Origin of the sequence: Cedecea davisae (genome assembly GCF_044095835.1) — a bacterium.
Taxonomy (GTDB): Bacteria; Pseudomonadota; Gammaproteobacteria; order Enterobacterales; family Enterobacteriaceae; genus Cedecea; species Cedecea davisae.
The window spans coordinates 1,947,014-1,961,674 of sequence record NZ_CP172054.1 but is presented as its reverse complement, the minus strand read 5'-3'; the positions used below and the strand labels follow the sequence as shown (position 1 = coordinate 1,961,674).

Here is a 14,661-nt window from a genome sequence, read left to right as displayed (position 1 = left end):
GCACTACTATTCTGGAGTATTTGTGATGCTGCTCACTCAACCGGAGATGCGAACCGGCCCGCTGGACGACAGTCGAAAAATGCTGGCGCTGTTTTTACGCACCCGGCGCGAAAGCCTCGATCCCCAGCGGCTCGGCCTGCCGCGCAGCGGGCGGCGGCGGACGCCGGGCCTGAGGCGTGAAGAAGTTGCGCTACTCGCCGACATCGGCGTGACCTGGTATACCTGGCTTGAGCAGGGGCGTGAGGTAAACCCTTCTTCCGTCGCCATGGCGGCCATTGCCAGCGCGCTCCAGTGCTCCCCGGCGGAAACCCGCCACCTGTTCATTCTCGCCGGATTACCGCCTTCTGAAGCGCCCGCGGCGGCCCAATGTGAAAACCTGAGCCACGCCTCTCGCCGTATGCTGGACGCGCTGATGCCCAACCCGGCCAGTATTCAGAAGCCAAACTTTGATATCCTTGGCTATAACACGCACTTTTGCCGCCTGATGGGCGTTAATCTTGACGACGTTGAGCCGGAACATCGCAACTGCATTTATCAGTATCTGACCAATGAAACCTGGCGCAGCCGGGTAGACTGCAATGAAGATGTGCTCCCGAAGTTCGTGGGCTGGTTCAGGGCGGGAATAACCGAGTATCGGGGCGATCCCCGCTGGGAGGCGCTGCTGGAGCAGTTTTTCAGCGTCTCGCCGGCTTTCCGGACGCTCTGGGAGCAGCGCTACGAAATTCGCAATATTGAAAACCACATTAAGCACTATACACACCCGCAGATTGGCACTTTCGGTATGCAGCAGGTTAACTGGTATTCAGCCCCGCGCGACGGCTCGCGCCTGCTGGTTTATTTACCGATAGATGAAGTTGGAGAGCGCGCTTTGCGGCTATTTTCGGAATTGAAAGACGTTTAGCGATCCGCGCCGGGGCCAAATCGTTTCTGCACTGACCTTTAGACGACAAATCCCGGCATTTTTTTTGATTTAAGAATAACCTCAGGGAAACCCGCCCCGCCCGCAGAGATTGACCAAAGAATGAAATTTATGCCACGGCGAAATAGTTAAATTTATCAAATAAATTCAAAAAATTAGCCTTATTTCACTGTTTATCGCCGCCGTTAGCCAAACCGCCGTTCAATTTTACAACAGGCAAAAATTCCCCTTCGCCCTCATGGCGTGAAACATGCATCCGGCTTATAGGTTACTCAGGTGTTATCTCGCCATTGAATTGTTAACCAGGCTATGTAAAATCACGCTACTATGCTGAAACCACGTAAATTCCTTTAACGCGACGAGCCGATAAAGCCGTTGCACGGTTTTGCGTGGCCGTATCTCACGTCGTGGACCATTTTCCTGTGCGGCGCTCCTGGCATCCCGCGGCGGTTGGGTTTTAACCTTTTTCTCAGGGAACGTCTCAATGAAATTGCGAAGCCTGTTAGTCCTTCTTGTTGTCACTACGGTTGTCGGCTGCAAAGCGCCACCGCCTAAGATGACCGACGACACCATTGTGACCAGCACGGTGAACGGCGTCACCCTTACACACCGCTATATTGTCGAAGCTCCTGGCGAATTTACGCCGGTTGATGCCAGCTATCGCGCACTTTACCCCGGCTCCATTATGAGCAAACCTGACTTTAGCGGTAAGGTGATTGGCCAGCTTGAAAACGGCCAGAGTTATACGGTACTTGGCGAAGTTGAAAATCATTGGTTCGCTATAGCCGAGCAGGATAAGCAGGAGCTGCTGGGCTACGTTCCGCTAAGAGCGCTGGTAAAAAGCGAGCTGTACGCCCAGACTCTGAAAAAAGATCGCCCACGCCCGCGTCGCGCATCAAAAAAATCAACCTGCGTTGCGGTAGATGACAAAAGCAAAGCGTGCCAGAACGCGGATAGCGGAACCTGGATAATTAATTAAGCTTCCCGCAGGGGAAGTTTATAAAAAGTTGTTTCCGTGAGAGCACGGCGACGGTCGGCCAGGCAGTCTGAGCAGGCATTGATTGTAGCCCTCCCCCCTACACACAGGCTAACAAGGATTTTTATGAAACTCTGGCTTTCGGGTATGGCGCTGCTGTTTGCCTCCACTACCGTTTGGGCAGGGAACTACCGCATCGTTCAATCCCCGTCACAGAAGCTGGACGTCTGGATAGACAACGTTAAAAGCAACTCCCCGCAAAGCTGGTGCGGCAGTGAGCTTCCGCTGCGCATCGTGGCCAACGGCGATAAAAACCCTCAGGTTCTGAAAAGCTTTATGCCTCGCCTTGGGGTTTTGCTGGAAAACCAATGCAGCGAGATTGAGCGTGTAAACTGGCAGTTGGAAGATACCGGCGGCACCACCGTCGCCCACGGTACGGCCAGCAAAGCTAAAGATTGGGAGCTCTCGGTTGACTCGCAGCTCTCTTCCCTTGCCGCTACCAGCGAGCGCCCTGAAGATCTTTCAACACCGCTGGACCGCACGCCGTGGCTGGAATTTACCCTGCAGGATGGCTGCCATTTGCGCACCTTCTGGCAGGGCGATGCCAGCAGCAGCGCGCTGTTTATTCCGAGTAAAGAAAACGGCAAATGTGAAAAGGGCGGCTGGCTAAACGGCAGCAGCGAAGTGGTGCAAAACGCCAGCAACGGCGCACAAAAGCGCATGACGATGTCCTTTGTACACGGCTTCCCGGTGAGCGGCCTTAATCCGGCGGCAGATGCCGACAGCCTGCTTATCACCAGCGTGAATAATGAGCGTATGGTGGTCAGCAATGAGCATGCTCCGCAGAGCTGGCTGATTCTGCCCTACCGCCCGGAAATTAACGGCTGGAAAACCAGCGGTACCGTCGCCGTCGAAGTGCCTCGCGACATGGCTCTCGATGAACAACGCCTTCAGGCGAGGCTAAACGACGTGCGTAAGCTATGGGCTGGCTGGCTGACGCCCAATACCACCATTACGCTGGTGTTGATCGAGTCTCTGCATCCGCAGCTGCGCGATCCGGCAGCCGGTGCGTGGCGCGTCCAAAAATAATCATTTTGCATGTTGCACGATTTCGCGCAGAGAACATCATGACAGATAACGATTTTATTCCCAAAGTGCCCAACGCCCTGCCGCCAGGCTATCGCTTTGATGAATTCGAAATTCAGGAAGCTATCGACGCCAGCATGACCAGCATTCTGTATCGGGCGTGGGATAGCCAGCTCGAGCGGATAGTCGCGATTCGCGAATACATGCCCAAAGCCTACGTCACGCGCAACGACGTAATGGAACTGGTGCTGCACAGCGAGCGCGATCATCTGGTGTTTGCTACCGGGTTGAACGAATTTATCCAGGAAGCGCGCCAGCTGGCGCATTTTAATCACCCCAATCTGCCTCAGGTATTACGGGTCTGGAGCGATAATAATACCGCCTATCTGATTACGCTTTTCTACAGCGGAGTGAGCCTCGACGAACTGCAAAAACAGCAACCTTCGGTCATCAATGAGGCATGGATCCGCCGCATACTGCCGATGTTATGCGGCGCGCTGGCCACGCTTCATTCGGCGGATCACCTGCACCGTAATGTGTCGCTAAAGAGCATTCTGATTCAGGATAACGGGTTGCCTATTCTGCTCAATGCCGGGGCTACGCGCCGCGGCCAGGGGGCTTCTCTCGATGAGGGCAACACCTTGCTCCATCCCGGTTTCGCCCCGCTGGAGCAATACACCGGCGATTTGGCAAGCCAGCTTGGCCCGTGGACCGATATCTACGCCGTTGGCGCGGTGCTTTACACGCTGATTGTCGGCAGCGCGCCTCCGGCAAGCGTCGCCCGCAGCATCCAGGACAGTTGCCTGATCCTCGCGGAAAATCACCCTGAAGGTTATTCGCTTAATCTATTGCAGGCCATAGATAAGGCGCTGTCGCTTAAGCCGGAAGACAGACCCCAATCCATCGATGAGTTCGCCGCGCTGCTGGATATCCCGGTTGGCGACGTGCGTGAACTGGTTAGCAATAAAAAAACCGGCACCGCGCTGGTCGCCGTTGAAGAGCCGGAAACCGCAACGGCCCTTCCGCTCTGGCAGCGCCACCGGTCAACGCTGCAAACTGCCGCTGCCGCCGTCGCTGGCCTGGTGGTTGGCGCTCTGCTATTTGGCCGCAGCCCGGAGCCTGCCGCGCCGCAGGTGAGTTCAGCCGAGCCTGTTGTCGCCGCCAGCACAGCGCCTGCCAGCCCGGCACCTGTCGCCGCCGCTCCTGACGGCTCGGTTGCGCGGATTTATATCCGCATGAACGACGGTGAGCAGTTGCTGATTAATGGTAAAGAGCAAAAAGTCACGCCTGCGGCCAACGGTTTCGCCTCATTACAGCTACCCGCCGGGAAGTACCTGCTGACGCTTAGCGGCGGCGAGCAAACAAGAAAGCAAACCATCGTGGTGGCCAACCCCGGCACCTGGTTGGTTAATCCGCAGGGGTGATGATTCGCCACCCGACTTTTTACTCAGCCCCGCATGCGGGGCTTTTTTACGCCGGTAAATAGTCTGGATTTTGCTATTTTGCCACCCACCCCCCGCGAAATTCGGAAAATTCAGCTAAGGTTTTCAGAGGGTTGATCGCAACTTACTTGCGTTGCGTCCCGTTAAGGAGATTTCAAGATGATAAAACCCGTTTTGCGCCGATCCCACACGCTATTTCTTGCCGTTCAGGTGGCGCTTACCGGCGCCGTTTTTAGCTTCACGCCGCTTACCGTTAATGCCGCTGAAGAGAGCAAGCCTCAAACCCAGCCCCAGGGGCCTGATGAGCTATTTGGCCCGCTGTTTGTTGATGTTCAAACGGCAAAACTGTTCCCTGACCAAAAAACCTTTGCCGATGCGGTGCCCAAAGGCGACCCGCTGATGATCCTTGCCGATTACCGCATGCAGCGGCGGCTCTCCGGGTTCGATTTACGTCATTTTGTGGAGGTTAACTTTATTCTGCCTCAGGAGCCTGAGAAGTACGTTCCTCCTGCCGGGCAAAGCCTGCGCGAGCATATTGACGGGCTGTGGCCGATACTTACGCACCCGGCAGACAACGTGACTAAATGGGACTCTTTGCAGCCGCTTCCGAAGCAGTATGTGGTTCCCGGCGGGCGCTTTCGCGAGGTTTATTATTGGGACAGCTACTTTACCCTGCTTGGCCTGGCGGAAAGCGGCCAGTGGGATAAAGTGCAGGATATGGTGGACAACTTCGCCCACGAAATTGATAGCTGGGGACATATTCCTAACGGCAACCGCAGCTACTACCTGAGCCGCTCCCAGCCGCCGTTTTTCGCGATGATGGTCGAACTGCTGGCGCAGAAGAAAGGCGATGAGGTCTACAGCACTTATCTGCCGCAGTTGAAACAGGAATATGCTTACTGGATGGAAGGCGCAGACGCCCTTAAAGCCGGGGAAGCCCACGAACGGGTGGTGAAGCTTAAAGATGGCTCTCTGCTGAACCGTTACTGGGATGACAAAGACACGCCGCGCCCGGAAGCTTACCTCGATGACGTCGCCACTGCGAAAAATACCCCTGCCAGACCGGCAACCGATATTTATCGCGACCTGCGGGCCGCCGCGGCCTCGGGGTGGGACTTTAGTTCGCGCTGGATGGATAACCCGGCCCAGCTCGGCACCATTCGCACCACCAGCATTGTGCCGGTTGATTTGAACGCCCTGCTCTACCAGCTCGAACAAACTCTCGCTCACGCAAGCCTGATAGCAAAAGATGACGCCGCCGCGAAGACCTATAAGCAAGCAGCCGCCGCTCGTCAAAAAGCTATCGAAGCAAACTTGTGGAATGCAAAAGAAGGCTGGTACGCAGACTATGATCTTAAAAGCCATAGCGTGCGTAATCAGCTAACCGCCGCGGCATTATTCCCACTTTATGTTCATGCGGCTTCCCAGGAGCGGGCGGACAAAGTGGCTAAAGCAACGCGCCAGTCTCTGCTCAAAGCCGGCGGCCTGGCCACCACCAGCGTCAAAACCGGCCAGCAGTGGGATGCGCCAAACGGCTGGGCGCCGCTGCAATGGGTCGCAACCGAAGGCTTACAGAACTATGGGCATAAAGACCTGGCGCTGGAAGTCAGCTTCCGCTTCCTGAACAACGTGCAGCAGGTTTATAACAGCGAGCAGAAGCTGGTTGAGAAATATAATGTGTCCACAGCAGGAACCGGCGGCGGCGGTGAATACCCTCTCCAGGACGGATTCGGCTGGACCAACGGCGTCACCCTGAAGATGCTGGATTTACTCTGCGGCACACAAAAACCCTGCGACAACGCCCCGGATAAATTACCTTCCGCAACTCCGGGGCCGGTAACAGACGCGGCTGCCGGAAAGCCTGCTGCGACTACGGAACCGGCTCCTACCCGTTAATAATACGGCGGCTGCGGCCGCCTTTTCCTTCCTGAACTATTTCATTTTCAACAATCAGTGGCCTAAATCACCAATCATTTCATGGACTTTACGCGCAAAAAAGATCATAACTTCGCTTGAATGAGATAATAATAACGATAATAATTCGCATTCGAAATCGCATGTAGATACTTTGCGCTTTCCCGCCTTCCGGCACGGCGGTGGAATTCCATCAGGATGATGACCCCAATACTTCCCTGGACAAATAAAATGATAAAGGCTTTTACCGTAAAGCGCTCCGCTTTACTCTGCGCGCTCGCCCTCATCGCCCCTGCATCCGCGCTGGCTGAAGAGACCCTGGTTGTCACGGCGAAACCCGCCGATACCGCTACCTCCCCAACGCTCGGCTACACCGCTACCACCACCCGCGGCGCAACAAAAACCGATGAGCCGCTGATAACTACCGGGCAAAGCATCTCCGTGGTCACCCGTCAGCAGATGGAAGACCAGGGCGCGATGACGATTAACAGCGCCCTTAACTACACGCCGGGCGTGTTCACCGGCTTCTCCGGCGGCGCAACCCGCTACGATACCGTTGCGCTGCGCGGATTCCACGGCGGCGACGTCAACAATATCTTCCTCGACGGCCTGCGCCTGATGAGCGATGCGGGCAGCTTTAACGTCGTTCAGGTCGACCCGTGGTTCCTTGAGCGCCTTGACGTGATTAAAGGCCCTTCTTCCGCGCTCTACGGCCAGACCGTGCCGGGCGGCCTGGTGATGGAAACCTCTAAGCGCCCACAGTTTGTTGAAGAAGGCCACGTACGGGCGATGTACGGCAACCACAATACCAACGGCACCGCTTTCGATTACACCAACGCCATCAACGACCAGTGGGCCTTCCGTATTACCGGCCTGACCAAAAATAGCGATACCCAATACGAAAACACCCGCGACGAACGCTACGCTATTTCACCTTCTTTGCTGTGGCAGCCGGATGATGCAACTTCGCTGGTGCTGAGAGCTTATCTGGAAAAAGATCCTTCAGGCGGTTACCACGGCTCGGTGCCGGGGGACGGCAGCCTGTACACCACCACCGGGCGCAAGCTTGATACCGGCTTCTCCGACGTGCAGCCCGGCGATGACGCCTTCAAGCGCCACCAGCAGATCTACAGCTATGAGTTCGCCCACGCCTTCGACAGCGTATGGTCGTTCCGCTCTAACGCCAGCTACACCCACTCCAACGTAGCGCTGCGCCAGGCTTACCAGATTGGCTGGGCGGATACTCAACACAATGAACTCAACCGCTATTACAGCAGCGAGAACTCATCCCTCGACGCCTGGGCCATCGACAACCAGCTGGAAGCAGACTTCGCCACCGGCGACCTTCAGCATAAAGTTGTGCTGGGCGGCGAATATCATCGATTCACCAACGACCTGACCGACGGTACGGGCTACACCACTAAGCTGAATCCATGGACCGGCGTTTCCGGCGGGGTTGGCGGCTACTATTATTACGATCCGCGCGACACTAGCTACGCGACGATTAATCAGGGGCTGCTGGTGAAATCTGGCCGCCGCCAGTATGAGCAAACCGGGGCGTACCTGCAGGACGAAATGAAGTGGGATCGCTGGCATATGACGCTGTCAGGCCGCTACGACCATCTGACCACCAAAAGCCACCTCGTGGCCCCGGAAATCGACAGCGACGTAACGGATAACCGCAGCGATAACCACTTCAGCGGACGCGCCTCGCTGCTGTATGCCTTCGATAACGGCATTTCGCCTTATGTAAGCTACAGCCAGGCCGTGACGCCGCAGGTGCTTTCCGATGCCCAGGGCAAGCTGCTGAAACCGACAACCGCCGAGCAGTATGAAGCGGGGATTAAATACCAGCCGGTGGGAACCAGCGACCTCTACAGCGCGGCCGTTTACGACCTGACTCAGAAAGACGTCGGCAACCGTAACGTTCAGGGCGGCTACTTTGAGCCTGCCGGGAAGGTTCATTCCCAGGGGCTGGAGCTTGAGGCCCGAACTCAGTTGACCTCTCGCCTGTCCACTATTGCCAGCTATACCCTCAACCGCGTTCGCTACAAAGATGCGATTGACGGCAACGACGGCAACACGCCTTACGTGACCCCAAACCAGATGGCCAGCCTGTGGAGCACGTTCAAAGCAGATTACGGCATCAGTTTCGGGGCTGGTATTCGCTATATTGGCCGCCAGTGGGCCGACAACGAGAATACCCTGCGCGTGCCTTCTACGACCTTATTGGATGCGATGGTTCGCGCCGATATGGGCGCGTGGACGCCGTCGCTGAAAGGCGCGTTTGTGCAGCTTAACGCCACCAACCTGACCGGCCGCGATTATGTTGCAGGCTGCTACGGCACGGGCTATTGCTACTGGGGCGCAGAGCGCTCTGTAATGGCTACCGTTGGCTACGATTTCTAACGCCCGGCGCTAAACGTAAAAACGGCCCCGAAGGGCCGTTTTTTTATAATGTATGACCTGCTGTTACCGTCGAACCATCCTGAAAATTGCCAGCACAATAATGGCGCCAATCACCGCAACAAAGAAGCTCGGCCAGTTGAAGCCGGTTACCGGCCCGCCAAGGTGCAGCGCGGTTGCCACCCAGCCGCCAACTACCGCACCCACTATCCCCAGAATACAGGTAAGGATAATGCCGCCGCCGTCTTTACCAGGCATAATCAGCTTAGCAACCACACCCGCGATGAGACCAAAAATAATCCAGGCCAGGATACCCATTTTAGAACGTCCTCTTCTATATTGTGAGCGTTAGCAGGCTCGCCCTGACGCCATACGCGTCGAGAAAGCCGCCTGCTGTCAGAATGATTATAGTCCTGTTGGCAAAAAATGTGATGCATCTCACCTGGTTATGCTCATTTTCAGACAAAAAAATCATAAATTTGTATTAAGTTTTGCCCGATTTTGCCGATAAGCTTCGATACCACAACCTGAAAACACAACAAGGACTTGAGCCTTGAGTCACTATAACGAGCAGTTTTTGAAGCAGTCCCCTCTGGCTGTATTAGGTGTGCTACGAGACTTACACAAACAGCAGGTTCCTGTCCGGCTTGAATGGTCGAACGGCCAGTTCATCAGCAAAATTCTCGACGTTTCGGCCCAGGGTCTGGTGCTGGACTTCGGTAGCCAGGCGCAGGAAAACCTTTCCGTGCAAAAGGCCACCCACATCGAATTTATCGCCGAAACGCAGGGCGCAAAGGTGGAGTTTTCCCTGCCGGGCCTGAAGGCGATGGAATATCAAAAATTACCGGCGTTTACCACGCCGCTGCCGCCGTCGCTGTGGTTCGTTCAGCGCCGCGAATACTTCCGCATCAGCGCCCCGATGCAGCCGCAATATTACTGCCGTACCGAGCTGCCGGACGGTTCTCAGTTCGCTTTCAGAATGTGCGACCTTTCGCTGGGAGGCCTGGGCGCGCTGGTTGAGGGCGCTCTGCCGCCGGGGCTTTCACCGGGCCTGCGCTTTGGCCGCGTAGAGATGGATCTCGTCGAATGGGGCAAGTTCTATTTTGACATGCAGCTGGTGATGGTGTCGGAGCGTAAAGTGGTGGACAGCAAAAATGAAACCATCTCTACGCCGCGCCTGAGTTTCCGCTTTTTGAACGTCAACCCGGCGGTTGAGCGGGAATTGCAAAAGATTATCTTTTCACTGGAGCGGTCGGCCCGGGAAAAGGCCAACCGCGTTAAATAATCAGATAGCGTTCATGGCCCGCGTCACCTTATACAGGTAGCGCGGAGCCTGTGGCGCAGGGTGATTAGTCTCGATGTGGCGGTAGAACTCGTCCGGGCTGAGGCGGTTTATCTTGTCGATAGCGTCCTGCCGGTCTGAGTCGAAGGTTCTGAGCAGCGCGCCCGCCCCGTTAACGTATGAAACGATCAGCGCATACTGCATCACCTGCGGATCGTTAATCCCTCGCAGAATTCCGTGCTCCAGAATGCTAAGATACGCCGTGCCGATATCAATATTGCGCGCCGGATCTCTCAGTTCGCTGTTGGAGGGCTGCCCGCTAAACCCCTGATTGCGATAAACATCTTTACCGGCAGTCGAGGCTTTGATCTGCATCAGGCCGATGGCGTTCGATCCGCTAACCAGTTGAGGATTGCCGCCGGACTCAACGGCGATAATAGCGGTGATCAGACGCGGGCTTACGCCCCACTGCTGCCCGGACTGCTCGGTGAGCGGCATCCACGTCAGCGCTCGCTGGGTAGGAATGGTCGGGTCCCACGGCGCCTGCTGCTGCGGCGAATGGCTGGAACAGCCGGCAAGAAATAGCACCAGAACGATAAACCATCTTAATTTCACGCATCTATCCTTATTGATATGGCTCGCCATAACGGCGATGACAAGCGCTCTCGATAGCGGCATGATAACCAATTCATATTCAGCAAGGAAATGCCATGTCTCTGATTCATTTAATCGCCCCGTCGGGCTATTGCATCAACCAGCAGGCCGCCGCGCGCGGCATCCGCAGGCTTGAAGAGGCCGGGCATCAGGTAACGAATCAGCAGGCCGTAACGAGACGTTTTCAACGCTTTGCCGGAACCGATAGCGAACGCCTGGCAGAGATAAATCAGCTGGCCTGCCTGCCGCCGGAGACTGATATTGTGCTGGCGGTGCGCGGCGGTTACGGAGCCAGCCGCCTGCTTGAAAATATTGATTTTGCGCGCATTGGCGCCGCGCTGCGCGCCCGCCCGCAAATTATTTGCGGCCATAGCGACTTTACCGCCATCCAGCTTGGACTACTGGCCCAGTGCGGAGCTATCACCTTCAGCGGGCCAATGCTGGCCGGAAACTTCGGCGCTGATGAGGTGGATGAATACACTTTGCGCCACTTCTGGATGGCGATGCGCGACCCGGAGTTCACCGTCACCTGGCAAAGCGATGCCCCGGCAACGCAAACCGCTGGCACGCTCTGGGGCGGCAATCTGGCGATGCTAATCTCTTTGATCGGCTCTCCCTGGCTGCCGACGATTCACGGCGGTATCCTGGTGGTCGAGGATATTAATGAGCATCCGTTCCGCGTCGAGCGCATGCTTTTGCAGCTGCACCACGCCGGAATACTGGCGCGCCAGAAAGCGATTATTTTAGGAAGCTTTAACGGTACAACGGCAACGGATTATGACGCAGGATATGATTTTGACGAGATGCGCCGTACCCTACAGCAGCGCTTAAGGGTGCCAATTCTCTCCGGGCTGCCGTTTGGTCACGAACCGCAAACCGTAACGCTGCCTCTCGGTGCTTTTGCCGAACTACAGCACGACGGCCACACCGCCCGCCTGAGCGTTAGCGGCCACCCGGTACTGCGCTAAAGAAAAGAGCTTTAAGCGCCCTTTTTGGGCGTTTAATCCGCAACTTACGTGTTAACCTTTTGCAACACGCTAAACAGAAATATTAGATGAAGGAGAGTGATGATTTTGGACGCAGGGGCGATAGTCAGTCTGTTTATTTTGGGTTCCGTTCTGGTAACTTGCAGTATTTTATTAAGTTCTTTCTCCTCTCGTCTGGGCATCCCCATTCTGGTTATCTTCCTCGCTATCGGCATGCTGGCCGGTATTGATGGTCTGGGCGGTATCCCGTTTGATAATTATCCCTTCGCTTATCTGATAAGTAACCTGGCGCTGGCGGTTATCCTGCTTGATGGCGGGATGCGCACTCAGGCAAGCTCCTTTCGCGTTGCCCTGGGCCCTGCGCTTTCGCTGGCGACCGTTGGCGTACTCATTACCTCGGGGCTGACCGGCCTTGCCGCAGCCTGGCTGTTTCATCTCAACCTGATAGACGGCTTGCTGATAGGCGCTATCGTCGGCTCTACCGACGCTGCGGCGGTGTTTTCGCTGCTGGGCGGGAAAGGCCTGAACGAGCGCGTGGGCGCTACGCTTGAGATTGAGTCCGGCAGTAACGATCCGATGGCGGTATTTCTTACCATCACGCTGATTGAGATGATCCAGCAGCACCAGACGGGCCTGAGCTGGCTTTTCCTGGTCCATATTATTCAGCAGTTCGGCCTGGGTATTGCGCTCGGCCTCGGCGGCGGCTACCTGCTGTTGCAGATGATTAACCGCATTACCCTGCCCCAGGGGCTGTACCCGATGCTGGCGCTCAGCGGCGGTATCATGGTGTTTGGCGTGACCACGGCGCTGGACGGCAGCGGCATTCTGGCGGTTTATCTCTGCGGCTTTGTTATGGGCAACCGCCCAATCCGCAACCGCTTTGGCATCCTGCAAACCTTCGATGGCCTGGCGTGGATGGCGCAAATCGGTATGTTCCTGGTGCTCGGCCTGCTGGTTAACCCCTCCGACCTGCTGCCGATTGCGGTTCCGGCGCTGCTGCTTTCTGCCTGGATGATTTTCTTTGCCCGCCCGCTTTCCGTTTTTGCCGGGCTGCTGCCGTTCCGCGGCTTTAACCTGCGCGAGCGCGTGTTTATCAGCTGGGTTGGCCTGCGCGGCGCGGTGCCTATCATTCTTGCGGTTTTCCCGATGATGGCCGGGCTGGATAACGCGCGTCTGTTCTTCAACGTGGCATTCTTCGTGGTACTGGTTTCCCTCCTGCTTCAGGGCACATCCCTTGGCTGGGCGGCCAAAAAAGCGAAAGTGGTGGTGCCGCCCGTCGGCTGGCCAGTTTCCCGCGTAGGGCTGGATATTCATCCTGATAACCCGTGGGAGCAGTTTGTTTACCAGCTTAGTGAAGAAAAATGGTGCGTGGGCGCGGCGTTACGCGACCTGCATATGCCCAAAGAGACGCGAATCGCGGCGCTGTTCCGGGATAACGCCCTGCTGCACCCGACGGGCAGCACCCGGCTGCGCGAAGGCGATGTGCTCTGCGTCATCGGCCGGGAACGTGACCTGCCCGCACTCGGCAAGCTATTTAGCCAGTCACCGCCCGTCGATCTCGACCAGCGCTTCTTCGGCGACTTTATTCTGGAAGCCAGCGCGCAGTTCTCTGACGTCGCGATGATTTACGGCCTGACGCTGGATGAGACCGTTGATACTCAGCAGTCGCTGGGTGACTTTGTTCTTGGCATGCTGGGCGGTGCGCCGGTCGTGGGTGACCAGGTAGAGTTTGCCGGAATGATTTGGACGGTTGCCGAAAAAGAAGACAATCTGGTGCGCAAAATTGGCGTCCGCGTGATGGAGGAGGAAGAGGAGTAATATCCCCTCGGCCAGCTCGGGCTCAGGAGAAAACGGCACTTACTCTTCCAATAAGGATTTCATTTAGTCCCTCTCCCTCCCGGGAGAGGGTTCGAGTCACTGACTTACCACCACCGGTACACGCGGCGCTAACGCACACATCAGCTCATAGCCAACGGTTCCCGCCGCGCTGGCAACATCGTCAATCTTGACGTTTTTACCCCACAGTTCAACCGGGCTGCCGATCCCCGCCTGTGGGCAAGGCGTGAGATCTACGGTTATCATATCCATCGAAACTTTACCCACCACGCGGGTCATTACGCCATCTACCATGATCGGCGTTCCATCCGGTGCGATACGTGGATAACCGTCCGCGTAGCCGCCGGCGACGATGCCGATTCGCTGTTCGCCGCCTGCGGTATAACGGCTGCCGTAGCCTACTGTATCCCCGGATTTTAGATTCTGAACGCCAATAATTTCGCTGCTCAAAGTCATCACAGGCTGAATGCCGCTGGTGGCAACATCCTGCCACTGGCCGCTTGGGGACGCGCCATAAAGGATAATGCCGGGACGAACCCAGTCAAAATGCGCTTCGGGGTGCCACAGGGTCGCCGCCGAGTTAGAAAGCGAGCGCGGGGCGTCGATGCCTTCCGCAGCCTGCTCTATGCGCGTCATCGGCTCGATGATGCCTTCCGGCAGCTCCGCATCGGCAAAATGCGCCATCAGCGTAAGCTGCCCAACATTGTCAACGGAACGCAGTTTCTGCCAGATACCGTGAACGCGGTCCGGCGTAAAGCCAAGGCGATTCATCCCGCTGTTGATTTTAAGGTAAACATCCAGCGGCGCGCTTAACTTCGCGTTCGCCAGAGCCTTCACCTGCCAGTTGCTATGCAGGCTGGTGGTCAGCCGGTACTTATCAAACAGTTCGAGTTCGTCGGCGTGGAAGAAGCCTTCCAGCATCAGAATTGGCCCCTTCCAGCCGCGCTCACGCAGGAGGATGGCTTCTTCGAGGTTAAGCATCGCAAAACCATCGGTAGCGCCAAGCGCGGACCAAACCCTGTCCAGGCCGTGCCCATAGGCATTGGCCTTCACGACCGACCAGACCCGGGAATGAGGCGCGGCTCTGCGCACCACATCGAGATTATTGCGCAGCGCGCTGAGACTCAGCGTCGCCACTACAGGACGGGACATGACTGCTC

At 56.5% G+C, this 14,661-nt stretch carries 12 protein-coding genes; 9 read left to right on the top strand and 3 right to left on the bottom strand.

Annotation, left to right across the window (positions count from 1 at the left end; genetic code table 11):
• Positions 1–25: 25 nt before the first annotated feature.
• The 6 genes from ACG1VR_RS09730 to ACG1VR_RS09705 all read left to right on the top strand — a co-directional run bounded on the left by ACG1VR_RS09730 (position 26) and on the right by ACG1VR_RS09705 (position 8,746).
• On the top strand, positions 26–901 hold the full coding sequence (locus ACG1VR_RS09730; protein WP_395490795.1) for a helix-turn-helix transcriptional regulator: 876 nt from the start codon (positions 26–28) through the stop codon (positions 899–901).
• Between the two features lie 502 nt (positions 902–1,403).
• Positions 1,404–1,898, top strand: a complete 495-nt coding sequence (locus ACG1VR_RS09725) for an SH3 domain-containing protein (RefSeq protein WP_172569740.1) — start codon at positions 1,404–1,406, stop codon at positions 1,896–1,898.
• 123 nt (positions 1,899–2,021) lie between these two features.
• Positions 2,022–2,984: a hypothetical protein gene (locus tag ACG1VR_RS09720; RefSeq protein WP_395490794.1), complete on the top strand. Its 963-nt coding sequence runs from the start codon at positions 2,022–2,024 to the stop codon at positions 2,982–2,984.
• A 38-nt stretch (positions 2,985–3,022) separates the two neighbouring features.
• The gene (locus ACG1VR_RS09715) at positions 3,023–4,405 is read left to right on the top strand and encodes a serine/threonine protein kinase (RefSeq protein WP_395490793.1); all 1,383 of its coding nucleotides are present in this window, start codon (positions 3,023–3,025) and stop codon (positions 4,403–4,405) included.
• A gap of 177 nt (positions 4,406–4,582) precedes the next feature.
• Positions 4,583–6,319, top strand: coding sequence for an alpha,alpha-trehalase TreA (gene treA, locus ACG1VR_RS09710; RefSeq protein ID WP_395490792.1), 1,737 nt, complete (start codon positions 4,583–4,585; stop codon positions 6,317–6,319).
• A 249-nt stretch (positions 6,320–6,568) separates the two neighbouring features.
• On the top strand, positions 6,569–8,746 hold the full coding sequence (locus tag ACG1VR_RS09705; protein ID WP_039898319.1) for a TonB-dependent siderophore receptor: 2,178 nt from the start codon (positions 6,569–6,571) through the stop codon (positions 8,744–8,746).
• A 63-nt stretch (positions 8,747–8,809) separates the two neighbouring features.
• Here the strand turns inward: ACG1VR_RS09705 and ACG1VR_RS09700 are convergent, their stop codons facing one another.
• A complete protein-coding gene (locus tag ACG1VR_RS09700; RefSeq protein WP_016536859.1) occupies positions 8,810–9,061 on the bottom strand; it encodes a GlsB/YeaQ/YmgE family stress response membrane protein in 252 nt (83 codons plus the stop codon).
• 235 nt (positions 9,062–9,296) lie between these two features.
• On the opposite strand from ACG1VR_RS09700, the gene ACG1VR_RS09695 reads away from it, so the two are divergent.
• Positions 9,297–10,028: a flagellar brake protein gene (locus ACG1VR_RS09695; RefSeq protein ID WP_016536860.1), complete on the top strand. Its 732-nt coding sequence runs from the start codon at positions 9,297–9,299 to the stop codon at positions 10,026–10,028.
• Here ACG1VR_RS09695 and emtA read toward each other — a convergent pair whose 3' ends face one another.
• Complete coding sequence (gene emtA / locus ACG1VR_RS09690; RefSeq protein WP_039898321.1) at positions 10,029–10,640, bottom strand: membrane-bound lytic murein transglycosylase EmtA; 612 nt, start codon at positions 10,638–10,640, stop codon at positions 10,029–10,031.
• Positions 10,641–10,735: 95 nt separating this feature from the next.
• Between emtA and ldcA the strand changes: the two genes are divergently transcribed.
• The gene (gene ldcA / locus ACG1VR_RS09685) at positions 10,736–11,647 is read left to right on the top strand and encodes a muramoyltetrapeptide carboxypeptidase (protein ID WP_395490791.1); all 912 of its coding nucleotides are present in this window, start codon (positions 10,736–10,738) and stop codon (positions 11,645–11,647) included.
• 105 nt (positions 11,648–11,752) lie between these two features.
• Positions 11,753–13,483 carry a potassium/proton antiporter gene (locus ACG1VR_RS09680; protein ID WP_172570397.1) on the top strand — a complete coding sequence of 577 codons (1,731 nt, stop codon included), beginning with the start codon at positions 11,753–11,755 and terminating at the stop codon, positions 13,481–13,483.
• A 96-nt stretch (positions 13,484–13,579) separates the two neighbouring features.
• Here the strand turns inward: ACG1VR_RS09680 and dadX are convergent, their stop codons facing one another.
• Positions 13,580–14,653 (bottom strand): catabolic alanine racemase DadX, encoded by a 1,074-nt coding sequence (dadX, locus tag ACG1VR_RS09675; protein ID WP_395490790.1) that lies wholly within the window; start codon positions 14,651–14,653, stop codon positions 13,580–13,582.
• Positions 14,654–14,661 lie beyond the last annotated feature (8 nt).